The organism is Allobosea sp. GW821-FHT10B12 (genome assembly GCF_059415545.1).
The window spans coordinates 153,182-175,788 of record NZ_JBWKNL010000001.1 but is presented as its reverse complement, the minus strand read 5'-3'; the positions used below and the strand labels follow the sequence as shown (position 1 = coordinate 175,788).

General features: G+C 66.6%; 24 protein-coding genes. 10 read left to right on the top strand and 14 right to left on the bottom strand.

What is annotated here, in order from left to right:
* Positions 1–12: 12 nt before the first annotated feature.
* The 5 genes from rpe to AC07O0_RS00885 all read right to left on the bottom strand — a co-directional run bounded on the left by rpe (position 13) and on the right by AC07O0_RS00885 (position 4,071).
* Positions 13–693, bottom strand: a complete 681-nt coding sequence (gene rpe, locus AC07O0_RS00905) for a ribulose-phosphate 3-epimerase (protein WP_494619270.1) — start codon at positions 691–693, stop codon at positions 13–15.
* Positions 694–745: 52 nt separating this feature from the next.
* A complete protein-coding gene (locus AC07O0_RS00900) occupies positions 746–1,423 on the bottom strand; it encodes a glutathione S-transferase family protein (protein ID WP_494619269.1) in 678 nt (225 codons plus the stop codon).
* A gap of 119 nt (positions 1,424–1,542) precedes the next feature.
* Positions 1,543–2,214 (bottom strand): glutathione S-transferase family protein, encoded by a 672-nt coding sequence (locus tag AC07O0_RS00895; protein ID WP_494619267.1) that lies wholly within the window; start codon positions 2,212–2,214, stop codon positions 1,543–1,545.
* Between the two features lie 66 nt (positions 2,215–2,280).
* Positions 2,281–3,249, bottom strand: a complete 969-nt coding sequence (locus AC07O0_RS00890; RefSeq protein WP_494619265.1) for a hypothetical protein — start codon at positions 3,247–3,249, stop codon at positions 2,281–2,283.
* Between the two features lie 378 nt (positions 3,250–3,627).
* The gene (locus tag AC07O0_RS00885) at positions 3,628–4,071 is read right to left on the bottom strand and encodes an Lrp/AsnC family transcriptional regulator (RefSeq protein ID WP_494619263.1); all 444 of its coding nucleotides are present in this window, start codon (positions 4,069–4,071) and stop codon (positions 3,628–3,630) included.
* A gap of 139 nt (positions 4,072–4,210) precedes the next feature.
* Between AC07O0_RS00885 and ocd the strand changes: the two genes are divergently transcribed.
* The 3 genes from ocd (at position 4,211) to AC07O0_RS00870 (ending at position 7,665) form a co-directional block, all read left to right on the top strand.
* Complete coding sequence (gene ocd, locus AC07O0_RS00880; protein ID WP_494619261.1) at positions 4,211–5,260, top strand: ornithine cyclodeaminase; 1,050 nt, start codon at positions 4,211–4,213, stop codon at positions 5,258–5,260.
* Between the two features lie 21 nt (positions 5,261–5,281).
* On the top strand, positions 5,282–6,229 hold the full coding sequence (gene ctlX, locus AC07O0_RS00875; RefSeq protein WP_494619260.1) for a citrulline utilization hydrolase CtlX: 948 nt from the start codon (positions 5,282–5,284) through the stop codon (positions 6,227–6,229).
* 188 nt (positions 6,230–6,417) lie between these two features.
* Positions 6,418–7,665: an NAD(P)/FAD-dependent oxidoreductase gene (locus AC07O0_RS00870; protein ID WP_494619258.1), complete on the top strand. Its 1,248-nt coding sequence runs from the start codon at positions 6,418–6,420 to the stop codon at positions 7,663–7,665.
* Between the two features lie 3 nt (positions 7,666–7,668).
* On the opposite strand, the gene AC07O0_RS00865 is transcribed toward AC07O0_RS00870, so the two are convergent.
* From AC07O0_RS00865 to AC07O0_RS00850, 4 genes are all read right to left on the bottom strand, one after another.
* Positions 7,669–8,541, bottom strand: coding sequence for a bile acid:sodium symporter family protein (locus AC07O0_RS00865; protein WP_494619257.1), 873 nt, complete (start codon positions 8,539–8,541; stop codon positions 7,669–7,671).
* A gap of 132 nt (positions 8,542–8,673) precedes the next feature.
* Complete coding sequence (locus AC07O0_RS00860) at positions 8,674–9,084, bottom strand: DUF3574 domain-containing protein (RefSeq protein WP_494619256.1); 411 nt, start codon at positions 9,082–9,084, stop codon at positions 8,674–8,676.
* 65 nt (positions 9,085–9,149) lie between these two features.
* The gene (locus AC07O0_RS00855) at positions 9,150–10,382 is read right to left on the bottom strand and encodes an FAD-binding oxidoreductase (protein WP_494619255.1); all 1,233 of its coding nucleotides are present in this window, start codon (positions 10,380–10,382) and stop codon (positions 9,150–9,152) included.
* Entirely contained in the window at positions 10,379–10,717 is a 339-nt protein-coding gene (locus tag AC07O0_RS00850; protein ID WP_494619253.1) for a cupin domain-containing protein, read from the bottom strand. Before AC07O0_RS00850 ends, AC07O0_RS00855 begins: the two co-directional genes overlap by 4 nt.
* Before the next feature lie 119 nt (positions 10,718–10,836).
* Here AC07O0_RS00850 and AC07O0_RS00845 point away from each other — a divergent pair, with 119 nt between their 5' ends.
* On the top strand, positions 10,837–11,523 hold the full coding sequence (locus tag AC07O0_RS00845; RefSeq protein ID WP_454024095.1) for a GntR family transcriptional regulator: 687 nt from the start codon (positions 10,837–10,839) through the stop codon (positions 11,521–11,523).
* Positions 11,524–11,656: 133 nt separating this feature from the next.
* Complete coding sequence (locus AC07O0_RS00840) at positions 11,657–12,172, top strand: flavin reductase family protein (protein ID WP_494619251.1); 516 nt, start codon at positions 11,657–11,659, stop codon at positions 12,170–12,172.
* A gap of 18 nt (positions 12,173–12,190) precedes the next feature.
* Here AC07O0_RS00840 and AC07O0_RS00835 read toward each other — a convergent pair whose 3' ends face one another.
* The 3 genes from AC07O0_RS00835 to pcaB form a co-directional block, all read right to left on the bottom strand.
* Positions 12,191–12,586 carry a carboxymuconolactone decarboxylase family protein gene (locus AC07O0_RS00835; protein WP_494619250.1) on the bottom strand — a complete coding sequence of 132 codons (396 nt, stop codon included), beginning with the start codon at positions 12,584–12,586 and terminating at the stop codon, positions 12,191–12,193.
* 11 nt (positions 12,587–12,597) lie between these two features.
* Entirely contained in the window at positions 12,598–13,377 is a 780-nt protein-coding gene (gene pcaD / locus AC07O0_RS00830) for a 3-oxoadipate enol-lactonase (RefSeq protein WP_494619249.1), read from the bottom strand.
* An 84-nt stretch (positions 13,378–13,461) separates the two neighbouring features.
* Positions 13,462–14,832, bottom strand: a complete 1,371-nt coding sequence (gene pcaB / locus AC07O0_RS00825) for a 3-carboxy-cis,cis-muconate cycloisomerase (protein WP_494619247.1) — start codon at positions 14,830–14,832, stop codon at positions 13,462–13,464.
* Between the two features lie 167 nt (positions 14,833–14,999).
* On the opposite strand from pcaB, the gene AC07O0_RS00820 reads away from it, so the two are divergent.
* Entirely contained in the window at positions 15,000–15,452 is a 453-nt protein-coding gene (locus AC07O0_RS00820; RefSeq protein ID WP_494619245.1) for an SRPBCC family protein, read from the top strand.
* A 3-nt stretch (positions 15,453–15,455) separates the two neighbouring features.
* On the opposite strand, the gene AC07O0_RS00815 is transcribed toward AC07O0_RS00820, so the two are convergent.
* Entirely contained in the window at positions 15,456–16,799 is a 1,344-nt protein-coding gene (locus tag AC07O0_RS00815; RefSeq protein ID WP_494619243.1) for a methyl-accepting chemotaxis protein, read from the bottom strand.
* A gap of 339 nt (positions 16,800–17,138) precedes the next feature.
* Here AC07O0_RS00815 and AC07O0_RS00810 point away from each other — a divergent pair, with 339 nt between their 5' ends.
* The 3 genes from AC07O0_RS00810 (at position 17,139) to AC07O0_RS00800 (ending at position 20,991) form a co-directional block, all read left to right on the top strand.
* Positions 17,139–17,639, top strand: coding sequence for a (2Fe-2S)-binding protein (locus AC07O0_RS00810; protein WP_454024088.1), 501 nt, complete (start codon positions 17,139–17,141; stop codon positions 17,637–17,639).
* A 164-nt stretch (positions 17,640–17,803) separates the two neighbouring features.
* On the top strand, positions 17,804–20,167 hold the full coding sequence (locus tag AC07O0_RS00805) for a xanthine dehydrogenase family protein molybdopterin-binding subunit (protein ID WP_494619241.1): 2,364 nt from the start codon (positions 17,804–17,806) through the stop codon (positions 20,165–20,167).
* Positions 20,168–20,184: 17 nt separating this feature from the next.
* The gene (locus AC07O0_RS00800) at positions 20,185–20,991 is read left to right on the top strand and encodes an FAD binding domain-containing protein (RefSeq protein ID WP_494619240.1); all 807 of its coding nucleotides are present in this window, start codon (positions 20,185–20,187) and stop codon (positions 20,989–20,991) included.
* A 129-nt stretch (positions 20,992–21,120) separates the two neighbouring features.
* Here AC07O0_RS00800 and AC07O0_RS00795 read toward each other — a convergent pair whose 3' ends face one another.
* Complete coding sequence (locus AC07O0_RS00795; RefSeq protein ID WP_494619238.1) at positions 21,121–21,474, bottom strand: SnoaL-like domain-containing protein; 354 nt, start codon at positions 21,472–21,474, stop codon at positions 21,121–21,123.
* 117 nt (positions 21,475–21,591) lie between these two features.
* Here AC07O0_RS00795 and AC07O0_RS00790 point away from each other — a divergent pair, with 117 nt between their 5' ends.
* On the top strand, positions 21,592–22,512 hold the full coding sequence (locus tag AC07O0_RS00790) for an AAA family ATPase (protein ID WP_494619237.1): 921 nt from the start codon (positions 21,592–21,594) through the stop codon (positions 22,510–22,512).
* Positions 22,513–22,607 lie beyond the last annotated feature (95 nt).

Genomic DNA, 22,607 nt, shown 5'->3' with positions numbered 1-22,607 from the left:
GTTTATGGTCTCTCAGACCCAATCGCCGCGGGCGGTCTCGGCCGCCTTGCGGATGGCGGCGATGTTGGCGGCATAGGCTGACGGTCCGCCCTTGAACACGGCCGAGCCGGCGACGAGCGTATCGGCGCCGGCCTTGACGCAGAGCGGGGCCGTCTCCGGTGTGACACCGCCGTCGATCTCGAGCGCGATCGGGCGCTCGCCGATCAAAGCGCGCACCTGGGCGATCTTCTCGACAACCGAATGGATGAAGCTCTGGCCGCCGAAGCCGGGGTTGACCGTCATCAGCAGGATCAGGTCGACATCGCCGATCAGTGGTTCGGCGGTGCTCGCCGGCGTGCCGGGGTTGAGCACGATGCCGGCCTTCTTGCCCTGCGCCTTGATCGCCTGCAGCGTCCGGTGCGGATGCGCGCCGGCCTCGACATGGAAGGAGATCAGGTCGGCGCCGGCCTTGGCGAAGGCCTCGATGTAGGGATCGACCGGCGCGATCATCAAATGGACATCGAAGAACTTCTTCGTATGCGGCCGGATGGCCTTCAGCACATCGGGGCCGAAGGTGATGTTGGGCACGAAATGCCCGTCCATCACGTCGCAATGGATCCAGTCGGCGCCGGCTTCGTCGACGGCGCGGACCTCGTCGCCGAGCTTGGCGAAGTCGGCGGAGAGGATGGATGGGGCGATGCGGATCGTGCTCATGCGGCGTGGTCTAGCGCCGCCATGCTCGCCTCGCAATCGCGAAAGGCCGCTTTCAGGCCCGCTTCAACGGGAATGACAGGCGCCGGTCCGCCTCGGCGATCTCGACGGCGGCCTGGGTGAAGGCGGGCCGCAGCTTCAGCCGCTCGAACCAGCGCGACAGGCCGTCGAACGGAGAAAGCGAGGGGCCGCCGAGTCGAAGTGAGAACAGCACGCTCATGAACAGGGCGATGTCGGCGACCGAGACGGCGTCGCCGAAGAATTCGCGGCCGGCGAGCCGGTCCTCGAGCACGGCATAGTGCTTCTCCAGCGCGTGCTCGGCGATCAGCGCATCGGCCTCCTGGGCGAGGCGCCGGGTCTGGTCGGTGCTCGGCGGGCTGGTGCGGTGCATCAGCGGCTTCAGCGCCTGCAGCATGATCTCGTCGGCATAGAGCTCGTCGAGCCTGCAGCGAGCACGGGCGCCGGGGCAGAGCGGCAAGAGCGGTGGCTCGGGATAGGCGTCTTCGAGATATTCGAGGATCACGGTGGAATCGTAGAGCACGATCCCGTCATCGTTCAGCACCGGGACCTGCCGCTTCGGGTTGATGGCGACGACTTCGGGATGCTTGGGGTCGTAGCCAGTCGTCTGGTTGAACGGCACCATGATGCGCTCGAAGGCGAGACCTTTTTCGCGCAATGCGATCTCGACCTTGCGCGAGAACAGGCTGAGCGGCCCCGAATAGAGCGTGATCATAACAGGAACTCCGGTTTTGCTTGCCGGAACTCTGGCAAAGCTTGCAGTCAGCTCGCGTCAGCAGGATTTCTTCGAGACGGCAACGCCAGCATAGGCGCCGCCGCCATCGCTTTGCGGCGTCAGAGGCGCTGCAGCGGCAGCGAGAGCTTGCGGTCCCAATCGGCGATCTCGGCCAGCTGGGTCGCGAAGACGGGACGCGCGGCGACCCGCTCGTACCACGCGGCGAGCGCCGGCAGAGTAGCGAATGACGGCCCGTCCAGCCGGCGGACATAGTGCACCATCAGGAACATCCCGATGTCCGCGGCGGAGAAGGCGCCGCAGAGATAGGGCTTCTGGCCGAGCGCCGCTTCGATGTCGGTGAAGTAGCGCGCCAGCAGGGCTTCGGCTGCCCCGGCCGCGCTCTCCGCCTGCTCCAGCTCTGTCTGCGGCAGGCGTTCGCCGTTGCGGTGGAAGAGCTGGCGCAGCGCGCCGAACAGCACCTCGTCGGCGAAGAGTTCCTGCTGACGGCAGCGCGCCCGCTCGATCGGCGTCGTGGGGTAGAGCGGCGGCTGCGGATAGGCCTCGTCGAGATATTCGAGAATCAGGGTGGAATCGTAGAGGGTCAGCTCGCCATCGATCAGGACCGGTACCTGTGCCTTCGGATTGGCGGCGAGCACGTCGGGGTGCTTCGGGTTGTAGCCGACCATCTGGTTGAACGGCACCACGACGCGTTCGAAGGCCAGCCCTTTCTCGGCAAGGGCGATCTCGACCTTGCGGCCGAACAGGCTGAGTGGTCCGGAATAGAGCTTCATCGGCGTCGTCCCCCTGCTCCAGGCCGTCGAAGCGGCCGGTTGCGGGCAGCCTGGGGGCCGGTCTGGTCAGCCTGCGTCAGCAGAGGCTTCCCTGCGCCGGATCCGCGCCGCGATGCCGCGCAGCAGCCAGGGCAGGAGGTAGATCGGGAACTGGGCCAGCGCGAAATAAAGGAAGGTCGTCGGCGGCACGCCGGCGCCGAGCGCGGCGACGAGCAGGCCCATGTTCCGCTGGCCGGTGCCGTAGCCGATCATGAAGCGTTCGGAGACCGGGAGGCGACGCAGGGCCAGCCAGGCGCTGGCGAGGCCGACCGCCGAGACCAGAAAGGCGACGGCGAGGAAGAGGCCGACCTGACCCGGGCGCTCCAGCGCCGCCCTGGTGACGCCGTCCATCGCCGCGATGGCGAAGACGAAATACATCAGCACGCCGAAGCCATCGAGATTGGGTTTCAGCGCGCGGATGCGCTCCGCTCCGAGCCAGCGCCGGATGGCGAAGGCGACGACCATGCCGCCGCCGATGAACATGACGAGCCGCAGGGTCAGCGCCAACCGATCGAGCGGGACGGCGGCCCCTGCCAGCCAGTCGACCAGGAACGGCGCGACGAGCGGGCTTGCGATCGTGGTGACGATGACGCCGGCGATGATCAGCGAGGGCTCGAAGCCGTAGAGGATGGCGACGGCGGGCGAGGACATGATCGGCGGTGCCGCGCCCATGATCGCGATGCCAAGCAGGAGGCCGGGATCGAGCGCCTCGCGGCCGAGCAGCAAGAGGGTCGCGGCGATCAGCAGCGCCGGGACGAACAGCAGCCACAGGCAGGTCAGGATGAGCTTTGCCGGCCGGCGCACCAACCCGGCGATGACACCGAGATCGGCGCGCATGAACACGACCGTGGTGAAGCAGAAGATCGTCACCGGCAGGAGCGGGCGTGCCGCCGCCGAGAATTGCGGCAGAGCGAGGCCGAGAAAGATCGAGAGCGCGAAGCCCTGCGTGCCGTAGCGGCCGAGCAGAGCGAGGGCGGAGGCGAGGGCGGCGAGCATCGAGACCGGAACAGAAAAAACGGGGCGTCACACTGGCCGATCCGGACGGCGGCGTCATCTGGTGCAGGCGCAGGGCGGCCCACTGTCATTGCGCGGGCAGGGTGCTTCGGACTCCCGAGCGGCGACAAGGCGGGCATCGATAATGGAGCCATTCAGGTCCTGCGGGTCGAAGGTCGCTCCAGCTTTGCCGTGGCTGCACCGTCATTCCGGGGCTTCGCGCCAGCGAAGAGCCCGGAACCCAGAACCGATGCCCGCTCTACGAAGGCTCGGCTGGGCCATCGTTCAAAATTCATTACGGCATCGGTTCTGGGTTCCGGGCTCAGGCCTATCGGCCTGCCCCAGAATGACGATGGCGGTTCCGGCAACTATCCACACCACCTAAACGCTGCTCAGCAGCAGGCTGGTTTCGCTGTTCGCGACACCGTCGATCATCCGCACCTCGCGCAGGACGCGGTCGAATTCGGCGAGGCTGCCGGCGCGGATATTGGCGACCAGGTCCCAATTGCCGTTGGTGGTGTGCAGCGTATGGACTTCCGGCAGCCCGCGCAGCTTGCGGATGACCTGCGTCGTCGATTTGCCGACGACCTCGACCATCATCACCGCATGCACGGCATTCTCATCGTAATCGTCGCGGACGCGGGCGGTAAAACCGAGCAGCGTTCCGGTCTCGATCAGCCGCTCCAGCCTGTTCTGCACGGTGCCGCGGGCGACCCCCAGCACCGTCGCCAGCTTGGAGAGCGAAGCGCGGCCATCGCCCCGCAGATGCGTGATCAGCGCCCGGTCGAGCGCATCGGGGATATATTTCGCGATCTCGGCGACCATCGAGGCTCCTGACCGAACGGACAATTGATATGAGCAAACTGTTCAATCAACTGTCTGAAATGCCACAGTTCTGATATTTCGGCCAGCATGCCGCCCGCTGTAGAGTCGCCTCTCAACAGCTTGGAACCCGGCGCCACCGATGACCGCAACTCCTCCCTCCGCCAAGGCGATGGTGCCTTTCGTCAGCGTCGACAACATGATGCGCCTCGTCCATCGGGTCGGCATCGAAACGATGCTGCGCGAGCTCACCGACCGCATCGAGGAGGATTTCCGGCGCTGGGAGAGCTTCGACAAGACGCCGCGCGTCGCCAGCCATTCGCGCGATGGCGTGATCGAACTGATGCCGACTTCGGACGGCACCATCTACGGCTTCAAATACGTCAACGGCCATCCGAAGAACGTCGCGTCGGGCCTGCAGACGGTCACGGCCTTCGGGCTGCTCGCCGATGTCGCCAGCGGCTATCCTGTCCTGCTCACCGAGATGACTTTGCTGACCGCGCTGCGCACCGCCGCGACTTCTGCCATGGCGGCGCGGCATCTGGCGCCGAAGGGCGCCCGCACCATGGCGATGATCGGCAATGGTGCGCAGGCCGAGTTCCAGGTGCTGGCGATGAAGGCCGTCATCGGCATCGAGGCTGTCAGGCTCTATGACATCGACCCCGCCGCGACCGAGAAGACGCTGCGCAATCTGCGGGGGAGCGGCCTTTCGGTCACCGCCTGCGGCACGGCGCAGGCTGCGGTCGAGGGGGCCGAGATCATCACCACCTGCACCGCCGACAAGCAGTTCGCGACGATCCTGACCGACAACATGGTCGGGCGCGGCGTCCACTTGAACGCTATCGGCGGCGATTGTCCGGGCAAGACCGAGCTTCACCGCGACATCCTCCTGCGCGCCGACACCTTCGTCGAATACCCGCCGCAGACCTGGATCGAGGGCGAGATCCAGCAGATGGACAAGGACTATCCGATCACCGAGCTCTGGCGCGTCGTTACCGGCCAGGTCCCGGGCCGGCGTGAATCCGGGCAGATCACGCTGTTCGACAGCGTCGGCTTCGCGATCGAGGATTTCTCGGCGCTGCGCTATCTGCGCGAGCGTATCGCCGGCACGGATCTCTACGAGAATCTCGACATGATCGCCGATCCGGACGATCCGCGCGATCTGTTCGGCATGCTGCAGCGCGCCCGCTGACCCCTATCGAAAGACGCTCCGATGGCACGACAGCCAGCCTTCTCCGTCCAGGCGCCCTCGGCCGTGGTCATGGTCCGGCCGCATCATTTCACGGTCAACACCGAGACCGCCGCCGACAATCATTTCCAGCGCATGGACGATGACGCGACCGACCTCGCGCAGCTCGCCTTCCGGGAGATCACCGATGCGGCCGCGCTGCTGGAGCAGCACGGCGTCACCGTGCACCTGTTCGAGGACGAAGGCACGCTGACGCCGGATTCCGTCTTCCCGAACAACTGGTTCTCCACCCATGCCGGCGGTCATGTCGCGATCTATCCGATGAAGGCGGTAAGCCGACGGCGCGAGCGCCGCAGCGACGTCATCGAGATGTTGAAGCGCCGCTACCGGGTGCAGGAGGTGATCGATTATTCCGGTCTCGAACCGGACGGGCTCTTTCTCGAAGGCACCGGCGCGATGGTGCTCGACCATATCGACCGGATTGCCTACGCCGCCAAATCCGAACGCACCGATCCCATCATCCTGGAGCGCTTCTGCACCCAGTTCAATTTCGAGCCGATGGTGTTCTCGGCCAAGGATGGCAACGGCACCGACATCTACCACACCAATGTGCTGATGTGCGTTGCGACCGATTTCGCCATGATCGGCCTCGACCTGATCACCGATGCGGTGCGGCGTGGCGAGATCGTCGATCGTTTCGAGCGCGCCGGTCGCCAGGTGATCGCGCTCAGCAATGCGCAGATCGAGAAATTCGCCGGCAATGCGATCGAGCTGCAGGGGCGGACCGGGCGCATCCTGGCCTTGTCGACGACGGCTTTCTCTGCCCTGACGCCCGAACAGCTCGACATCATCGGCGAGAGCGCGCGGCCGCTGCCGCTCGCGATCCCGACGATCGAGCGGGCCGGTGGCTCGACCCGCTGCACCATCGCCGGGGTGCATCTGACGCTGCGCTCGCTCCCGCTATCGCAATGACGGATCTGCCCTTGCGCAGAAAATTGCGCAGGATTGGCTCAATCGCCCAGTGTCAATGCTACATTGCAACAAGTGCGGCAGAAATGACGAAACTTTGCCGGGTTATCCGCAATATTCGACGAAACGGCTGACAGAGCCGGCTGCGGCGTTATTCTTGCTAGCGGGAAGGGCTGGCGGAGTCAGGTCGAATGCGCACGGACGCGATCGTTGTTGGGGCAGGTATCGTCGGGATTTCGGTGGCGCTGCATCTGCAGAAAGCGGGCCGCTCGGTGCTGCTGGTCGATCGCGGCCAGCCCGGTGGCGAGACCAGCTATGGCAATGCCGGGCTGATCCAGCGCGAGGGCGTCTACCCCTACGGCTTCCCGCATGATTTCGGCGCGCTCATCCGCTATGCGATGAACAACACGATCGATGCGCACTACCATTGGAACGCGATCCCCAAGCTCGCGCCCTTCCTGTGGTCGTACTGGATGCACTCGCGCGCCTCACATCACGAGGCGATCGCGCATAAATACGCGACCCTGATCGAGCATTGCGTGACCGAGCACGACGCGCTGGCGCAGGAAGCGGGCGCGACCGACCTGCTCCGCCGCAAGGGCTGGATGAAGGTGTTCCGGACGCCCTTCGAACAGGAGACCCGCCTGGCCGAGGCGGCGCGCTGGCAGCGCGATTTCGGCCTGAACCATCGTGTGCTCGACGCGGCCGAGCTGCGCGCCGAGGAGCCGCATCTCGACCAGAGCCTGATCGGCGGCCTGCACTGGACCGACCCGGTGACGGTGATCGATCCGCTCGGCCTGTCCAAGGCCTATCTCGCGCTGTTCGAGAAGCTCGGCGGGCGCTTTGCCCAGGGCGATGCCGGCACGCTCGTGCAGGACGGCGATCGCTGGAGCGTGACGCTGGCTGATGGCACGAAGGCGCTCGGCATGGATGCGATCGTCGCGCTCGGCCCCTGGGCCGATGTGCTGACGCGCCGGCTCGGCTACCACCTGCCGCTCGCGGTCAAGCGCGGCTACCACATGCACTACAAGCCGCTCGGCAACGCCGTGCTGAACCATCCGGTGCTCGATACCGAGCGCGGCTACTTCCTGGCGCCGATGCGCCAGGGCGTGCGCCTCACCACCGGTGCCGAGTTCGCCAATCGCGGTGCGCCGAAGACGCCGGTGCAGCTCGCCCGGGCCGAGCCGATCGCCAGGACCCTGTTCCCGCTCGGCGAGCGGCTCGACGCCGAGCCCTGGCTCGGCAACCGGCCCTGCACGCCGGACATGATGCCGATCATCGGCCCGGCGCCGAAGCACCGGAACCTGTGGTTCTCTTTCGGCCACGCCCATCACGGGTTGACGCTGGCGGCTGTGACCGGCCGCATGGTCGCCGAGATGGTCAGCGGCCAGAAGGTCTTCGTCGACCCGACGCCGTTCGCGCCAGCTCGGTTCAGCTGAGGCTCAGGCGGGGCGCAGGGCTGTGCTTCTGCGCACCAGCCAGACGGCGAAGGCCGAAGCCGTCACATACATGACCAGGCTGTAGATGCCGGGCACCACGGCTGCAGCCGGATTGCGCAGCACGTTGAGCGCGATGAAGATCGCGAGCGCTGCATTGTGGATACCGATCTCCATGGCGATCGCCACGGCCTGCCCCTTGGGCAGGCGCAGCGCCAGCGGAGCGAGATAGCCAGCGAGCATGCTGATCAGGTTGAAGACGAGGCAGGCCCCGCCGACCGCGACCAGGCTGGGCAGCAGCGCCTTGCGCTCGATGTAGATGGCACCGGCGATCAGGACGACGAGGACGAGGATCGAGAAGATCTTGATCGGCATTTCGGCGCGAATGGCGAAGCTCTCGGCCCGCGCCCGGAGAAGCATGCCGATGGCGACCGGGATCAGGATGATCGCCCCGACCTCGATCACCTTGCGGTGGGGCGGCGGCACGTATTGGCCGTTGCCGAGGAAGTAGCTGAGCGAGAGGTCGAGCACGATCGGCAGGGTCAGCAGGCAGAGCAGGCTGTTGACCGCCGTCAATGTGATGTTGAGCGCGACATCGCCGCGGGCGAGGTGGCTGTAGATGTTCGCCGTCGCTCCACCCGGAGCGGCGGCGAGCAGCATCAGGCCGACGGCGTGATCGGGCGAGAGCTTCAGGCCGATCGCGATCGCGAAGGCGGCGAGCGGCAGCAGCAGGACCTGCAGGAAGAGGCCGAAACCGACGGCGAGCGGATAACGGGCGACACGGCGGAAGTCGTCGAGCGTCAGGCTGAGGCCAAGTCCGAGCATGACGATGCCAATGGCGAGCGGCAGCAGCAGATCGGTCAGGATCGAAGCCTGCATGCGCGTTTCCCCTCGTGGGCATTTTCTATGCCGTATCGTCAGGCTAGTTGAGGAAGAGCGGCTACGCCACTGAGACGATAGACTCTTGTCGGGAAAGGTTTTCCGATTCTTTCGACAATCCCAGACCTAACGTTAGAACGAGGCGCAGGCCGGCTTGAGGATCAGCCCGACCGATTGCTGGCTGAAGCTGCGCTTATAGGCCTCGGCGATGGCGGCGAGCTTGTCGCGATTCCCGGCCTCGTCCGAGGTTGTGATCAGCACGAGCTTGCTCGGTTCGCGGATCAGCATGCTGCGCTCGCGGTCGCGATATTGTCCGCTGGCGTCGAGGATGGTCAGCCCGTCGGGGAAGCGCGGCGTCACTTCCTCGTCGACGAAGCGGCGGAAAGCGGCTTCGCTGACGCCGACGCGGTCGCCGATCTTGCGACCGAATAGGAGTTCGGCCGAGAGCATGGCCTGCTGGCCGGGCGCGCACGCCTGCGGTGCGAAGCTGGCGCAGCTGGCGAGCACGCTTGAGAGCAGGAGCGCAAAGCTGAGTCTGATCATGGCCTTGCTCCTGCCGGCTGAGAGGTCGATTCAACCGCCTGAGCTATACGCCGCGCGCCGCCGCTTCAGAAGCGCTGCGGGCTGAAATGGCCGATGTCGATCGCGGGTGGGCGGCCGGCGATCAGCGCGGCGACGAGATCGGCCGTCGCCGTCGACTGGGTCATGCCGTAATGGCCGTGGCCGAAGGCATAGACGACATTGGGGTTGCGGCTCGCCTTGCCGATCACGGGCAGCGAATCCGGCAGCGAGGGCCGGAAACCCATCCAGAGCCGACCGCTGTCGAAGGGCGGCAGCCCGTCGACCAGCTTCGCCGCCTTGTCGTAGAGCGCCCTGGTGCGGGCATGGTTCGGCGGCGCCTGCAGCCCGCCGAATTCGACCGCGCCGCCGATGCGCAGGCCGCTTTCGAGTGGGGTCATGACGAAGCCGTCATCCTTGAAGCCGATCGGGCGGCTGGTCAGGCCGGTCACGCCAGGGAAGCTGACATTGTAGCCGCGCTCGGTGTCGAGCGGGACGTTGTCGCCCATCGCCGCCGCCAATGGCTTCGACCAGGCGCCGGCCGCGACGACGACGCGATCGACGACGCGCTGCCAGCCATCCGGACCGATGAGGGCAGGCCGCTCGCCCATGGAGATGCTGCTGACCTCGGCCTTCTCATAGGTGGCGCCGCGCGCCAGCGCCGTTTCGAACAGCGCCATGGTGAGGGCGAGCGGGTCGCTGATATGGGCGCAATCGGGGTGGAAGGCGGCGCCGGCGAAGCGGTCCTTCAGGGCCGGCTCGAGCTGGCGCAGCTCCTGCGGCAGCAGCATATCGACAGCGATGCCGGCGGCGCGCTGGCGCCGGGCGAGCTCTGCGAGCCCGGCGGTGTCGCTGGGGTCGCGATAGGTATAGAGCGCCCCGCGGCGATGGATATGGTTGCTGATCCCGGCCTTCTCGGCGCGCGCCAGCCAGGCCGGCAGCGCCAGCTGCTGGATGGCGATCATGCCGGCGATCGAGCGCTCATAGGCGGCGGGGCGAGCCGCGAGCAGGAAGCGCGCCAGCCAGGGCAGCAATTGCGGGAGATAGCCGAGGCGGATCGCCAGCGGCCCGAGCGGGTCGAGCAGGAAGCCCGGCACCTTGCGCAGCATGTTCGGGCTGGCGATCGGCAGCACGTCGGTATGCGCGATGATGCCGGCATTGCCGCGCGAAGGGCCGAAGGCCGGCCCTTCCTTGTCGAGGATCAGGACCTCGTGGCCCTCGTCGAGCAAGGCATGGGCGGTGGCCGTGCCGACGATGCCGGCGCCGATGATCGCGATCTTCATGTGCTGGGCAGGGCCTCGGGCAGGAGCTTGAGGGCGGCCGGCTGCTTCACCTCGATCTCGACGAAGGCGATCGGATGAGGCGAGCCGTTCATCACATCGTGCTGGATGCCGGCCTGGCGCATATAGGCCTGGCCCTCTGCCAACAGCACGTCGGTCTGCTTGGCACCGTCATGGATGCGCAGGGTGCCGGCGACCAGCATGACGACGAAATAGGGCCAGCCATGGCTGTGCCAGCCGGTGACCGCGCCCGGTTCGAAGTCCCAGCGCGTGATCCGGATTGTATCGTCGTCCTGCTGGACGGATGCGACGGCGGGGATCGTACAGGCGAACGCCATGTCGGCTCCATGCGCGGAATTTTTTAACGCCGACTGTCCGGCGTGCCTGCCTTGCGGGCCAGCGGAAAGTTCTGATATATCAATGTCATGTCAAGCGTCAAGCATCGCCGGAGCCATCGATGACCGAGGAGGCCCGCGTTTCCGCTGAGGATGCCGTCGGCGTTCGCGCCACGGCAAGCCTGTCCGACCTGGCCTATCGCCGTCTCGAAGAGGCGATCGTGACCCTGTCGCTGCGGCCCGGCGCGGTGCTGACCGAGGCGCAGATGATCGAACTCGTCGGCGTCGGCCGCACACCGGTCCGTGAGGCGCTGATAAGGCTGGCGCAGCAGGGGCTGGTCGAGATCCTGCCGCGCAAGGGCGTCGTCGTCACCGCCATCGACGCGATCGACGTGATGGCGGCGCTCGACGCGCGCGAGGTGCTGGAGCGCCTGATCGCGGCCGAGGCGGCGAGGCGGGCCGGACCTGGCGAACGCAGCGCCATCCTCGCCAAGGCGCGGGCGATGCGCGAGGCTGCGCAGGCGGACGACGTCAACGCCTATATGCGCTTCGACAAGGAGCTGGACGCTTTGGTGGCTGCTGCAGCGCGCAGCCCCTATGCCAGCCGCGCCGTCGAACCGTTGCAGGCGCTGATCCGCCGCGCCTGGTACTTCTTCGACCGGCAGGTCGATCTCGTGCCGGCCGCGCACCATCATGTGATCCTCGCCCAGGCTCTGGTCGCGGGCGAGCCGGGCGCAGCCGCCGAGGCGAGCGACGCGCTGATGCACCATCTGCGCGCTGGATTGCTGGCGGCGTTGCGGCGCGACTGAATGGAATGACATGCCGCATAGTGATATATCTTAACCGTGTGGCAGAAACGGCCATTATGTCGAGAATTGATGCAACTGGCCTTTTACCCCTGCGCGCTTAGATAAAGGGCAGTGTCCTCGCGCAGAGTTGGCGATGAACAACATGGTCGATGCCGCCTTACGCGCGTCGCGTCCCCAAGCGCAGGCCTTTCGCGAGGCGATGGCGCAGGTGGCGAGCGCGGCTCATATCGTGACGACGGTCGGGCCTGCGGGCCGCGCCGGCCTCACCGCAACAGCGGTCGCTTCCGTCTCGGATGCGCCGCCGACCGTGCTGGTCTGCATCGAGGGCGCCAGCCGGACATTGGCGGCGATCGAGGAGAGCGGCATCTTCTGCATCAATACGCTGGCGGCGGCCGACCACGAGCTCGCCTTCGTCTTCTCCGGCCGGCGTGGCCTGACGGGAGAGGACAGGTTCGGTGCTGGCGAGTGGGGAGAGCTTTCGACGGGCGCGCCAGCGCTGGCGAGCGCGCTCGCCAGCTTCGATTGCCGCGTCGCCGCGGTCCACCGGGTCGCGACACATCGCGTCGTGATTGGCCAGGTGGTCGCGCTCGGCGGCGGCGGTTCTGGGCCAGGGCTGGTCTACCGCCACCGCCGCTTCGGCGGCGTCTGACCTCAGCCGATTCTCGCGTCAATCCTTGCCGGCTTCGGCGTCGATCTCGGCGAACACCGACGAAGCCTCCTTGAAGGCATGGTTGGAGGCGGGCACGCCGGCATAGACCGCCGTCTGGATCAGCACTTCCTTGATGTCGTCGCGGGAGAGCCCGTTGTTGAGGGCGCCGCGGACATGGATGCGGAACTCGCCCCAGGCGCCCAGTGCGGTGGCGATCGAGAGCACGATGATCGAGCGCTCGCGCAAAGGCAGGCCGGGCCGGTTCCAGATGTCGTTCCAGGCGGTGCGCGTGATGAATTCCTGCCAGTCGCGGGTGAAGTCGGTGATCCCGGCGCTGGCCTTGTCGACGTAAGGGCCGCCCAGCACGGACCGCCGGGTCTTCATGCCCGCATCGTAGCGGCTCTTGTCGTCCATCGCGTTGGTCCTTAGCCCTTGAGGAAGTCGAGCACGGCCCTGGTGAAGGCGGCCGGTTGCTCGAGATTGGAGAGGTGGGCGGCGTCGAGCTCGACGCGCTGCGCGCCCGGGATCGTATCGGCGATGAAGTGGCCGGCCTCCGGTGGCGTCGCCGGATCGACCTTGCCGATGACGACGAGCACGCGATTGCGGATCGCCTTGATCGTTCCGCGCTGGTCCATGTCGCGGATCGCGGCGCAGCAATTGGCGTAGCCGAGCGGCGGCGTGGTCGCGAGCATCTCGCTGACCTTGGCGATCGTGTCCGTGTCGCGTTCGCGGAAGGCCGGGCTGAACCAGCGCTCCAGCGTCGGCTGCACCATCACCGCCATGCCGTTCTGGCGGACATTGCGGATGCGGGTCTCCCAGTTCTCCGGCGGGCCCATATAGGCGCCGGTATTGGCGAGCACGACCTTGTCGAACCGTTCGCCGTGATGGGTGGCGAGCCACTGACCGACCATGCCGCCCTTCGAGAGACCGCACCAATGCGCCGTCCCGATATCGAGTGCGTCGAGGATGGCGAGCGCGTCGTCGGCCAGCATGGCGATCGAATAGGGCGTGTCCGGCGCGGTCGAGCGGCCATGGCCGCGGCTGTCATAGCGGACGACGCGGAAATGCTTCGCCCATTGCGCGACCTGCGGATCCCACATCGAGAGGTTGGTGCCGAGCGAATTCGAGAGCAGCAGCGCCGGGGCGCCGGCATCGCCGTCGACCCGGACATGGAACGGCTCGCCCCGGATCGTCATCATCGTCATGGCATCTTCCTCCCGGCGGCGAGCTCGCCGCCTTCAGTGATCGAAATGCGCTGGCCTGAAGACCGCGGCGGCTCGGCGAGATTCTCAGGCATTGCCGCCCATGTATTCCCGCTCTTCCTCATAGAGGACGAGGATGCGGTCGATGATGGCGTCGGTGGCGCCGCGATAAGTGGTGGGGTCGAACAGATCGTCGAGCACTTCCGGCGAAAGCCTACCGGCGAGCTTCGGATGATCGGCCAGGACATCCCTGAGATGGCGGCCGCTGGCGAGGCAGTCGCGGCTGGCTTCCTCGAGCAGGTGGTGGGCTTCGCCGCGGCCGATCGTCTGTGCCAGCGCGAGCGAGACGCGCTCGGCCATCACCAGGCCGTTGGTGAGGTCGAGATTGTACTGCATCTGCTCCGGGAAGACCTGCAGCCCCTCGATCAGCGCGACCGCCTGGTTCAGGGCAGAGCCGGCGATCAGGAAGAGTTCGCGCAGCGTCGGCCATTCGGCATGCCAGCCGCCCATGGCGCGCTCATGCTCCTGCGGCATCGCCGCGAGCATGGTCGCAACCAGCCCCGGCGTGCGCTTTGCCGCTGTCAGGATCAGCGTGCACAGCACTGGATTGCGCTTGTGCGGCATGGCCGAGGAGCCGCCCTTGCCGGGGGCTTCCGGCTCGGCGAGTTCGCCGATCTCGGTCTGCGCCATCAGGGCGATGTCCCCGGCCATCTTGCCAAGATGGCCGAGAAGCAGGCCGAGTTCTGCGGCGATCATGGCAGGGCGCCGGCGCTCGCTATGCCAGGGCACGCGCACGGCGCTGATCGAGGACATGCTGCGGGCGAAGGCCTCCGACACGGCATCGGCCTTGTCGCCGAGCGAGGCGAGGCTGCCGGCCGCGCCACCGAGCTGATGGGCGGACTTCCCCCAGATCATGAAGTCGTCGTGGAACGCGACGACCGGGCTCAGCCAGTTGGCGGCCTTGAGACCAAAGGAGATCGGCACCGCATGCTGCAGGAAGGTGCGGCCGATCATCGGCGTGCGGCGGTGCTCGCGCACGAGCGCGGCGAGGGCATGGGCAAGGAGCGCCGAGCGTTCCAGCAGTAGCTCCCAGGCGGCACGATATTGCTGTGCATGGCCGGAATCGATCACGTCCTGGCTGGTCGCGCCGTAATGCACCCATTTCGCTGCTTCGGCATCGACTGCGGCGACGCGTGCGGTCAGCGCCTTGACCAGCGGGATCGCGGGATTGCCGGCGAGCGTCGCGGCCTTGCCGATCACGGCGATGTCGTAGAGTTCGGCCTTGCACTGGTCGGCGATGATGTCGGCTGCCGCAGCGGGAATGACGCCGACTTCGGCTTCAGCGCGGGCGAGGGTGGCTTCGAAATCGAGCATGCCTTGCAGCGCAGCGCGGTCATCAAGAAGTGCCGCCATCTCGTGATCGGCGAAAAGTTCGCCGTAAAGTCCGCTGTCAGCCATGTCCGGACGCGCCTTCCTGCGGAGCGGTCGTTGCAACCCACATCCCAGCTTCGTCCCCTTGTGCGCGCCGGTGCTTTCCGGTCATGGATTAGGCGGACCTTGGATAGACCCGGGGCCGGGCCGGCTGCAACATGTCAGTGGCCTCGAGAGCGGTGAGGAGCAAGCCCATGGCAATGACGATGACCGGCGAGGCAACGCTGCCCGCGGCCAAGCAGGTGGTCTGGGAGAAGCTCAACGACGCCGAGGTGCTGAAGGCCTGCATTCCCGGCTGCGAGCAGCTCACCAAGGATGACGACACGCATTTCTCGGCGATTGTGAAGGTCAAGCTCGGCCCGGTGAAGGCGACCTTCAAAGGCAAGGTCGAATTGCAGGACCTCGATCCGCCGAACGGCTACCGCATCGTCGGCGAGGGCGAGGGCGGCATCGCCGGCTTCGCCAAGGGTGGCGCCAAGGTCACGCTGGAAGAGGCCGAAGGCGGGCAGACCCTGCTGCGCTACGAGGTCGAGGCGCAGGTCGGCGGCAAGCTGATGCAGCTGGGCTCGCGGCTGATCGATTCGGTCTCGAAGAAGCTGGCCGACGAGTTCTTCGCCAATTTCGCCAAGGCGGTGAGCGAGGGCTGAGGCTCAGGAGGCCTTGCGCAATGCGGCAAGCGCCTCGCTGACCGTCGCTTCCGCCGCGCCGACCTGAAGCGCGATATCGGCGGCAGCGGCATTGGCGCGCTCCAGCGCCTTCTCGGTCTTGCCCAGGCTGTCGTTGACGCGGGTCGCGCTGTCGATAGCCTCGTCCGAGCCGTGCGCGACCTCGGCCGCATGCCGGGCGATGCCGCCGGTGACGCTGCTCTGCTGGGCGACCGCGTCCGAGATCGCCTCGGAATCCGCCTTGATCTCGCCGATCGTTGCGCCGATCGAGGCGGCGCGGACGCCGCAGGCTTCGGCGCTGGCCGAGAGTTCGGCGATCTGCGTCGCGATCTCCTGCGTCGCCGAGGCGGTCTGCGTCGCCAGCGACTTCACTTCGGCCGCGACCACGGCGAAGCCCCGGCCGGACTCGCCGGCGCGGGCCGCCTCGATCGTGGCATTGAGGGCGAGCAGGTTGGTCTGTGCGGCGATGTCGGCGATCATGCCGACCACGGTCTCGATGCTGCGGGTGACATCGCGCAATCTTGCGATCGCGCCGTCCATCGCCTGCGCGTCGGCGACGGCCCGGTTGGCGATCTCCAGGCTCTGGCGCGCGCGCTGGCCGATCTCGGCGATGTTGGCCGACATCTCTTCGGTTGCGGCGGCGGTCTGCATCGCCTTCTCGCGCACGAGCAGCGACGTCTGGGCGACGGAGCCGACCTGATCCTTGATGAAGCTGGTCGCGGCCGAGGTCTCGCCCGCGGTTTCGACGAACAGATCGACGGCGTTGCTGATCGTGCTGTCGAGTTGTCCGATGCGCGAGGTCAGGGTCGCGGCGACCTCGTCGAGCGCCACGCCGCGGCGGCGGGCTTCGGCCGCCTCGAACTCCCGATCGAGCGACATGGCGGTGTTGACGTCATAGGTCAGCACTCTCTCGATGATGAAGAGGTCGTGCGGGATGTCGCGCCGCGAGAAGACGAGGCGCGTGCGGCTCTCTTCCAGGAAGATGCGGAACAGGGTGAAGGCGATCGAGGCGCGGGCGCGGGCGCCGACCTGGCCATGGCGCTCGAGCAAGGTGAGCCGTTCGAGCGAGTCGCAATAGCGCTGGTCGAAATCACCCTCGAAGAGCAGGCGGAAATGATCGGCCTCGGCGGCGTAAAGCTCGGCCGCGGCCGGTTCGACCGCCGGTTTCAGCAGCGGATGGATAGCGAAGGCGCGCGCGAAATCCTGCTCGACGACCTCGACGATGACGCGGTCGACAATGGCGCGATAGCGGCGCAGGCGCCGGCGTTGACGCTCGTCATAGCCGATCGCCGTCAGGCGACGCTGGACGTGTTCGAGGATCGAGGCCAACCGCGCCATCCGTGAGCGCGACGATCGGTGATCGTCATTCCGACCGACGATGCTGCACATGCGTGGTTAAGATTCCACGAAAGTCCCGGCCTGGCGGGTTACGGCGAGCAAGGAGGCCTTTCCGCTCCGCTTTGCCGAAATCATGCAAAAACGTCGCCAAACCGGCCCGCCTGCGGCATGGCTGTCCGCTTGACCGCAGAAAATCCCGGGTCCACACTGCTTTTTGAAGTTGTTCCAAGGAAATTCTCCGCGGACCTGTGGCAGGCCTGCGAGCGAATCGTGCGGTTCTTCGAGATGTCGTGGACCGCGCCGGAAAACAGGCTTTCGGAGGAGTGCCCCATGGCCAATCTGTCGATGACGGTGAACGGCAAGCCCGTCACCGCGAATGTCGATCCACGCACCCTTCTGGTGCAATTCCTGCGCGAAAATCTCAGGCTGACCGGCACCCATGTCGGCTGCGACACCAGCCAGTGCGGGGCCTGCGTCGTCCATCTCGACGGCAAGGCGGTGAAATCCTGCACTACGTTGGCGCTGGCCTGCGAAGGCGCTTCCGTGACCACGATCGAAGGGCTCGCCAATGGCGGGGCGCTGCACCCGATGCAGGAGGCCTTCCGCGAGCATCACGGCCTGCAATGCGGCTTCTGCACCCCGGGCATGATCATGGCGGCAGTCGATATCGTGAACCGGCGCGGCAACGATCTCGACGAGAAGACGATCCGCGAGGATCTCGATGGCAATATCTGCCGCTGCACCGGCTACCACAACATCGTCAAGGCAGTCGCCGCTGGCGCGCAGGCGATGGGCAAGGGCGCAGCCCCGGTCAGGCAGGCCGCCGAATAGCACGCTCCCGTAGCTGCGTCCGGCAGAACCGGCGCGGCCTTCTTCCGATGTGATCCCCGAAACATGCTGATAGCGCCCGCCAAGAGGCGCCACGCCAGAGCAGGATGCGAAAAAGTGGGAACCGGTTTTTCGCGCTGATCCTGCTCCACCGCCAGGAGGAATCCATGTCCGCCACCGGAATCGGCGCTCCCGTCCGCCGCAAGGAAGACCATCGCTTCATCACCGGCCAGGGCCGCTACACCGACGACATCAACCGACCAGGGCAGGCACATGCCTATTTCCTGCGCTCGCCGCACGCCCACGCCACGCTGAAGACAATCGACACCAAGGCCGCGGCGGCAATGCCGGGCGTGCTCGGCATCTTCACCGGCGACGACCTCGCCGCCGACAAGGTCGGTGGTTTGATCTGCGGCTGGATGATCCATTCCAAGGACGGCTCGCCGATGAAAGCTGGCCCGCACCCGGCGCTGGCGCAGGGCAAGGTCCGTTATGTCGGCGACCATGTCGCTGTGGTCGTCGCCGAGACGCTAGCGCAGGCGCGTGACGCGGCCGAGGCGATCGTCGTCGACTATGGCGTGCTGCCGGCGGTGGTCGACACCGCGACCGCGGCCAAGGCGAAGACGCAGGTTCATGCCGAGGCGCCGGACAACACGGTGTTCAACTGGCATCTCGGCGACAAGGGCGCGACGGAGGCCGCGTTCAAGGCGGCCAAGCACGTCACCAAGCTCGACATTGTCAACAACCGTCTGGTGCCGAACCCCATGGAGCCGCGTGCCGCGGTCGGCGATTACGACCAGGGCGAGGGCGCCTTCACGCTCTACACCACTAGCCAGAACCCGCATGTGGCGCGGCTGGTGCTCTCGGCCTTCATCGGCATTGCGCCGGAGAACAAGCTGCGGGTGATCGCGCCGGATGTCGGCGGCGGCTTCGGCTCGAAGATCTTCATCTATGCCGAGGAGACGGTCTGCGTCTGGGTGGCGAAGAAGGTCGGCCGGCCGGTGAAATGGACCTCGGACCGCACCGAGGCCTTCCTCTCCGACGCACATGGCCGCGACCACGTCACCCATGCCGAGCTTGCCATGGACGCAGACGGCAAGATGCTGGCGATGCGGGTCAAGACCACGGCCAATCTCGGCGCCTATCTCTCGACCTTCTCCTCCTCGGTGCCGACCTATCTCTACGCGCCGCTGCTCTCGGGCCAGTACGACATCCCGGCGATCTATTGCGAGGTCGACGCGGTCTACACCAACACCGCCCCGGTCGATGCCTACAGGGGCGCTGGCCGGCCTGAGGCGACCTTCGTGGTCGAGCGCTTGGTCGAGGTCGCGGCACGTGAGCTCGGCAAGGACCCGGCCAAGTTCCGCACGCAGAACTTCATCCGGAAGTTCCCGCACCAGACGCCGGTGATCATGATGTACGACACCGGCAATTACGGCGCCGCGTTGAAGAAGGCGCTCGAGATCATTGATTATAAAGGCTTTCCGAAGCGTCGCCGCGATTCCGGCCGCAACGGCAAGCTGCGCGGCATCGGCTTCTCCGCCTATATCGAGGCCTGCGGCATCGCTCCCTCCGCGGCGGTCGGCTCGCTCGGCGCCGGCGTGGGCCTCTGGGAATCGGCCGAGGTCCGGGTCAATCCGGTCGGCACGATCGAGGTTTTGACCGGCTCGCACAGCCATGGCCAGGGCCATGAGACGACCTTCGCCCAGCTCGTCTCCGACCGGCTCGGCGTGCCCCTGGAGAACGTCTCGATCGTCCATGGCGACACCGACAAGGTGCAGATGGGCATGGGCACCTATGGCTCGCGCTCGGGCGCTGTCGGCATGTCGGCGATCTTCAAGGCGATCGACAAGGTGATCGCCAAGGGCAAGAAGGTCGCCGCCTATGTGCTGGAGGCCGACGAAGCCGATATCGACTTCAAGGACGGCAACTTCACCGTGAAGGGCACCGACCGGAAGCTCGATTTCGGCTCCTGCGCGCTGCAGGCCTATGTCGCCCACAAGTTCAACGGCCAGGACCTCGAGCCCGGGCTGAAGGAGGGGGCGTTCTACGACCCGACCAACTTCACCTTCCCGGCCGGCGTCCATATCTGCGAGCTTGAGATCGATCCCGACACCGGCGTCACCAGGATCGAGCGCTGGGCCGCGGTCGACGATTTCGGCAATGTCATCAACCCGATGATCGTCGAGGGCCAGGTCCATGGCGGCATCGCCCAGGGCGTCGGTCAGGCGCTGCTCGAAGGGGCGCGCTACAACACCGACGGCCAGCTCGTGACCGCGAGCTTCATGGACTATTGCATGCCGCGCGCCGACGATTTGCCGTCCTTCGAGGTCGGCATGACGGTGACGCCTTGCCCGTCGAACCCGCTCGGGATCAAGGGCTGCGGCGAGGCCGGCGCCATCGCCGCACCGCCCGCGGTCATCAACGCCATCACCGACGCGCTCGGCCATGAGGACATCGCCATGCCGGCGACGCCGCAGGCCGTCTGGCGCGCCGCGCAGAAAACGCTCAGCCGCATGGCTGCCGAGTGATCTGAAAGGACGAGACGATGTACGCCTTCACCTATCACCGCCCGGCGACCGCGCGACAGGCCGCCAGCCTCCTCGCCAAGAAGGAGGACGCCAAGCTCCTCGCTGGCGGCCACACCTTGCTGCCGACGATGAAGCAGCGCCTGGCCTCGCCCAGCGCGCTGGTCGACCTCTCATCCTGCGCCGACCTCAAGGGCATCGCCCGCAAGGGCCGCAACCTCGTGATCGGCGCGATGACGACCCATGCCGAAGTCGCCTCCTCGCCCGAGGTGCAGGAGGCGATTCCGGCGCTGGCCAATCTCGCCAGCCATATCGGCGACCCGCATGTGCGCCATCGCGGCACGATTGGCGGCTCGGTCGCCAACAACGATCCAGCGGCCGATTATCCGGCGGCGCTGCTGGCACTCGGCGCGACGGTGGTGACCAACAAGCGCAAGCTGCCGGCGGAGGAGTTCTTCAGCGGCCTCTACGAGACGGCGCTGGACGAGGGCGAGATCATCGTCAAGGTCTCGTTCCCGGTCGCCTCCAAGGCCGGCTACGCCAAGTTCCGCAATCCGGCCTCGCGCTATGCGCTGGTCGGCGTCTTCGTCGCCAAGCGCGGCAGCGAGATCGCCGTCGCAGTGACCGGGGCGGGCGAGGGCGGTGTCTTCCGCTGGCCGGAAGCGGAGGCGGCGCTGAAGGCGCGCTTCGCGGGCAAATCGCTCGATGGCCTCAAGCACACCGCCAAGGGCATCAATGGCGACATCCACGCCGATGCCGAGTACCGCGCCCATCTGATCGGCGTGATGGCCAGGCAGGCGGTGGCGCAGGCGACGGGGAAGGCTTGAGCAGGTCGTAATGCGTCATGCTCGGGCTTGGCCCGAGCATTTCAGGCCGGAGAGGGCGCCGATCCGCGCCTTCTCGTCATGAGATTCCCGGGTCTGCGCTTCGCTTTGCCCGGGAATGACGGAAGCGGCTCAATAAAAGAACCGCTCCTCGACGATCTTGCCGTTCTTCACCGTGTAGAGCCCGATCTCGTGCATCTTGCGGCGCTCGCCGCTCTCCTTGACGGTGACGTCGAAGTAGAAGTGCACGGCGAACTGGTCGCCGTTGAGATAGGGGCCCGCGGTGGTGAACTCGTGCACCTCGTGATTGGCGACCCACCATTCGCCCTTGCGCTTCACCGCCTCCTTGCCGTGACACTCGGCCATCGGTCCCGGCATGTTCTCGAAACTGGCGATGTCCGCGGCATTATGGGTCGCGGCCGCCTCGTCGTGCTTGCCCTCCTTCAGCAGGGCGACGAAATCATTGGCGAGATCCTGCGTGGTCATTGGCGTCTTCTCCATGAGGCCATCATGCTAGACTCCAAGCCCGTCCCGATCGTGGCAGCAGAGCGCTCTGCGCCGGCGCCGCTTCCGTCGCTGCCGGCCGCAGGCTAGACCTTGTCCATGCTGACCTCATCGCGCCTTCCGACCTCGATCGACGCCACGCTCTCTTTGCTGCAGGCGCAGGGCTATGTCGCCGACCGGGCGCTGGCGACCGTGCTCTTCCTGGCGCTGCGCATGAAGCGACCGCTGCTGCTCGAGGGCGAGGCCGGCACCGGCAAGACCGAGATCGCCAAGGTGCTGTCGGCCGGGCTCGGGCGCCGGCTGATCCGTCTGCAATGCTATGAGGGGCTCGACCTCGCTTCCGCCGTCTACGAGTGGAACTATGCCGGCCAGATGATGGCGATCCGCCTTGCCGAGGCTGGCGGCGTCGCCGGCGATCGCGAGCGGCTGGAGAGCGACCTGTTCTCCGAGCGCTATCTGGTCAAGCGCCCGCTGCTGCAGGCGCTGGAGCCGCAGGAGGGCGGCGCGCCGATCCTGCTGATCGACGAGCTCGACCGCACCGACGAGGCCTTCGAGGCCTTCCTGCTCGAGGTGCTGGCCGATGCGCAGGTGACGATCCCCGAGCTCGGCACGGTCAAGGCGGCCGAGCCGCCGATCGTGATCCTGACCTCGAACCGCACACGCGAGATTCATGACGCGCTGAAGCGCCGCTGCCTCTATCACTGGGTCGGCTATCCCGATGCCGCCCGCGAGCTCGCGATTCTGAAGGCGAAGGCGCCCGCGGCGCCGGCCAAGCTGGCGAAGCAGGTCGTTTCCTTCGTGCAGGCGATCCGCAAGGAGGAATTGTTCAAGGCGCCGGGCGTCGCCGAGACGCTCGACTGGGCGAGCGCGCTGGTCGAGCTCGACGCGGTCGCGCTCGACCCGGCCATCGTCTCCGATACGCTCGGCGCGCTGCTGAAATACCAGGACGACATCCAGGCGATGCAGGGCTCGAAGGTCGGCGAACTGCTCGACCAGGCCAAGCAGGCGGCGCGGGCGTAGGAACCTGTCATTCTCGGGCGGAGCGAAGCGCAGACCCGAGAATCTCGGGCAAGATCAGACTGGTTTCCGAGATGCTCGGGACAAGCCCGAGCACG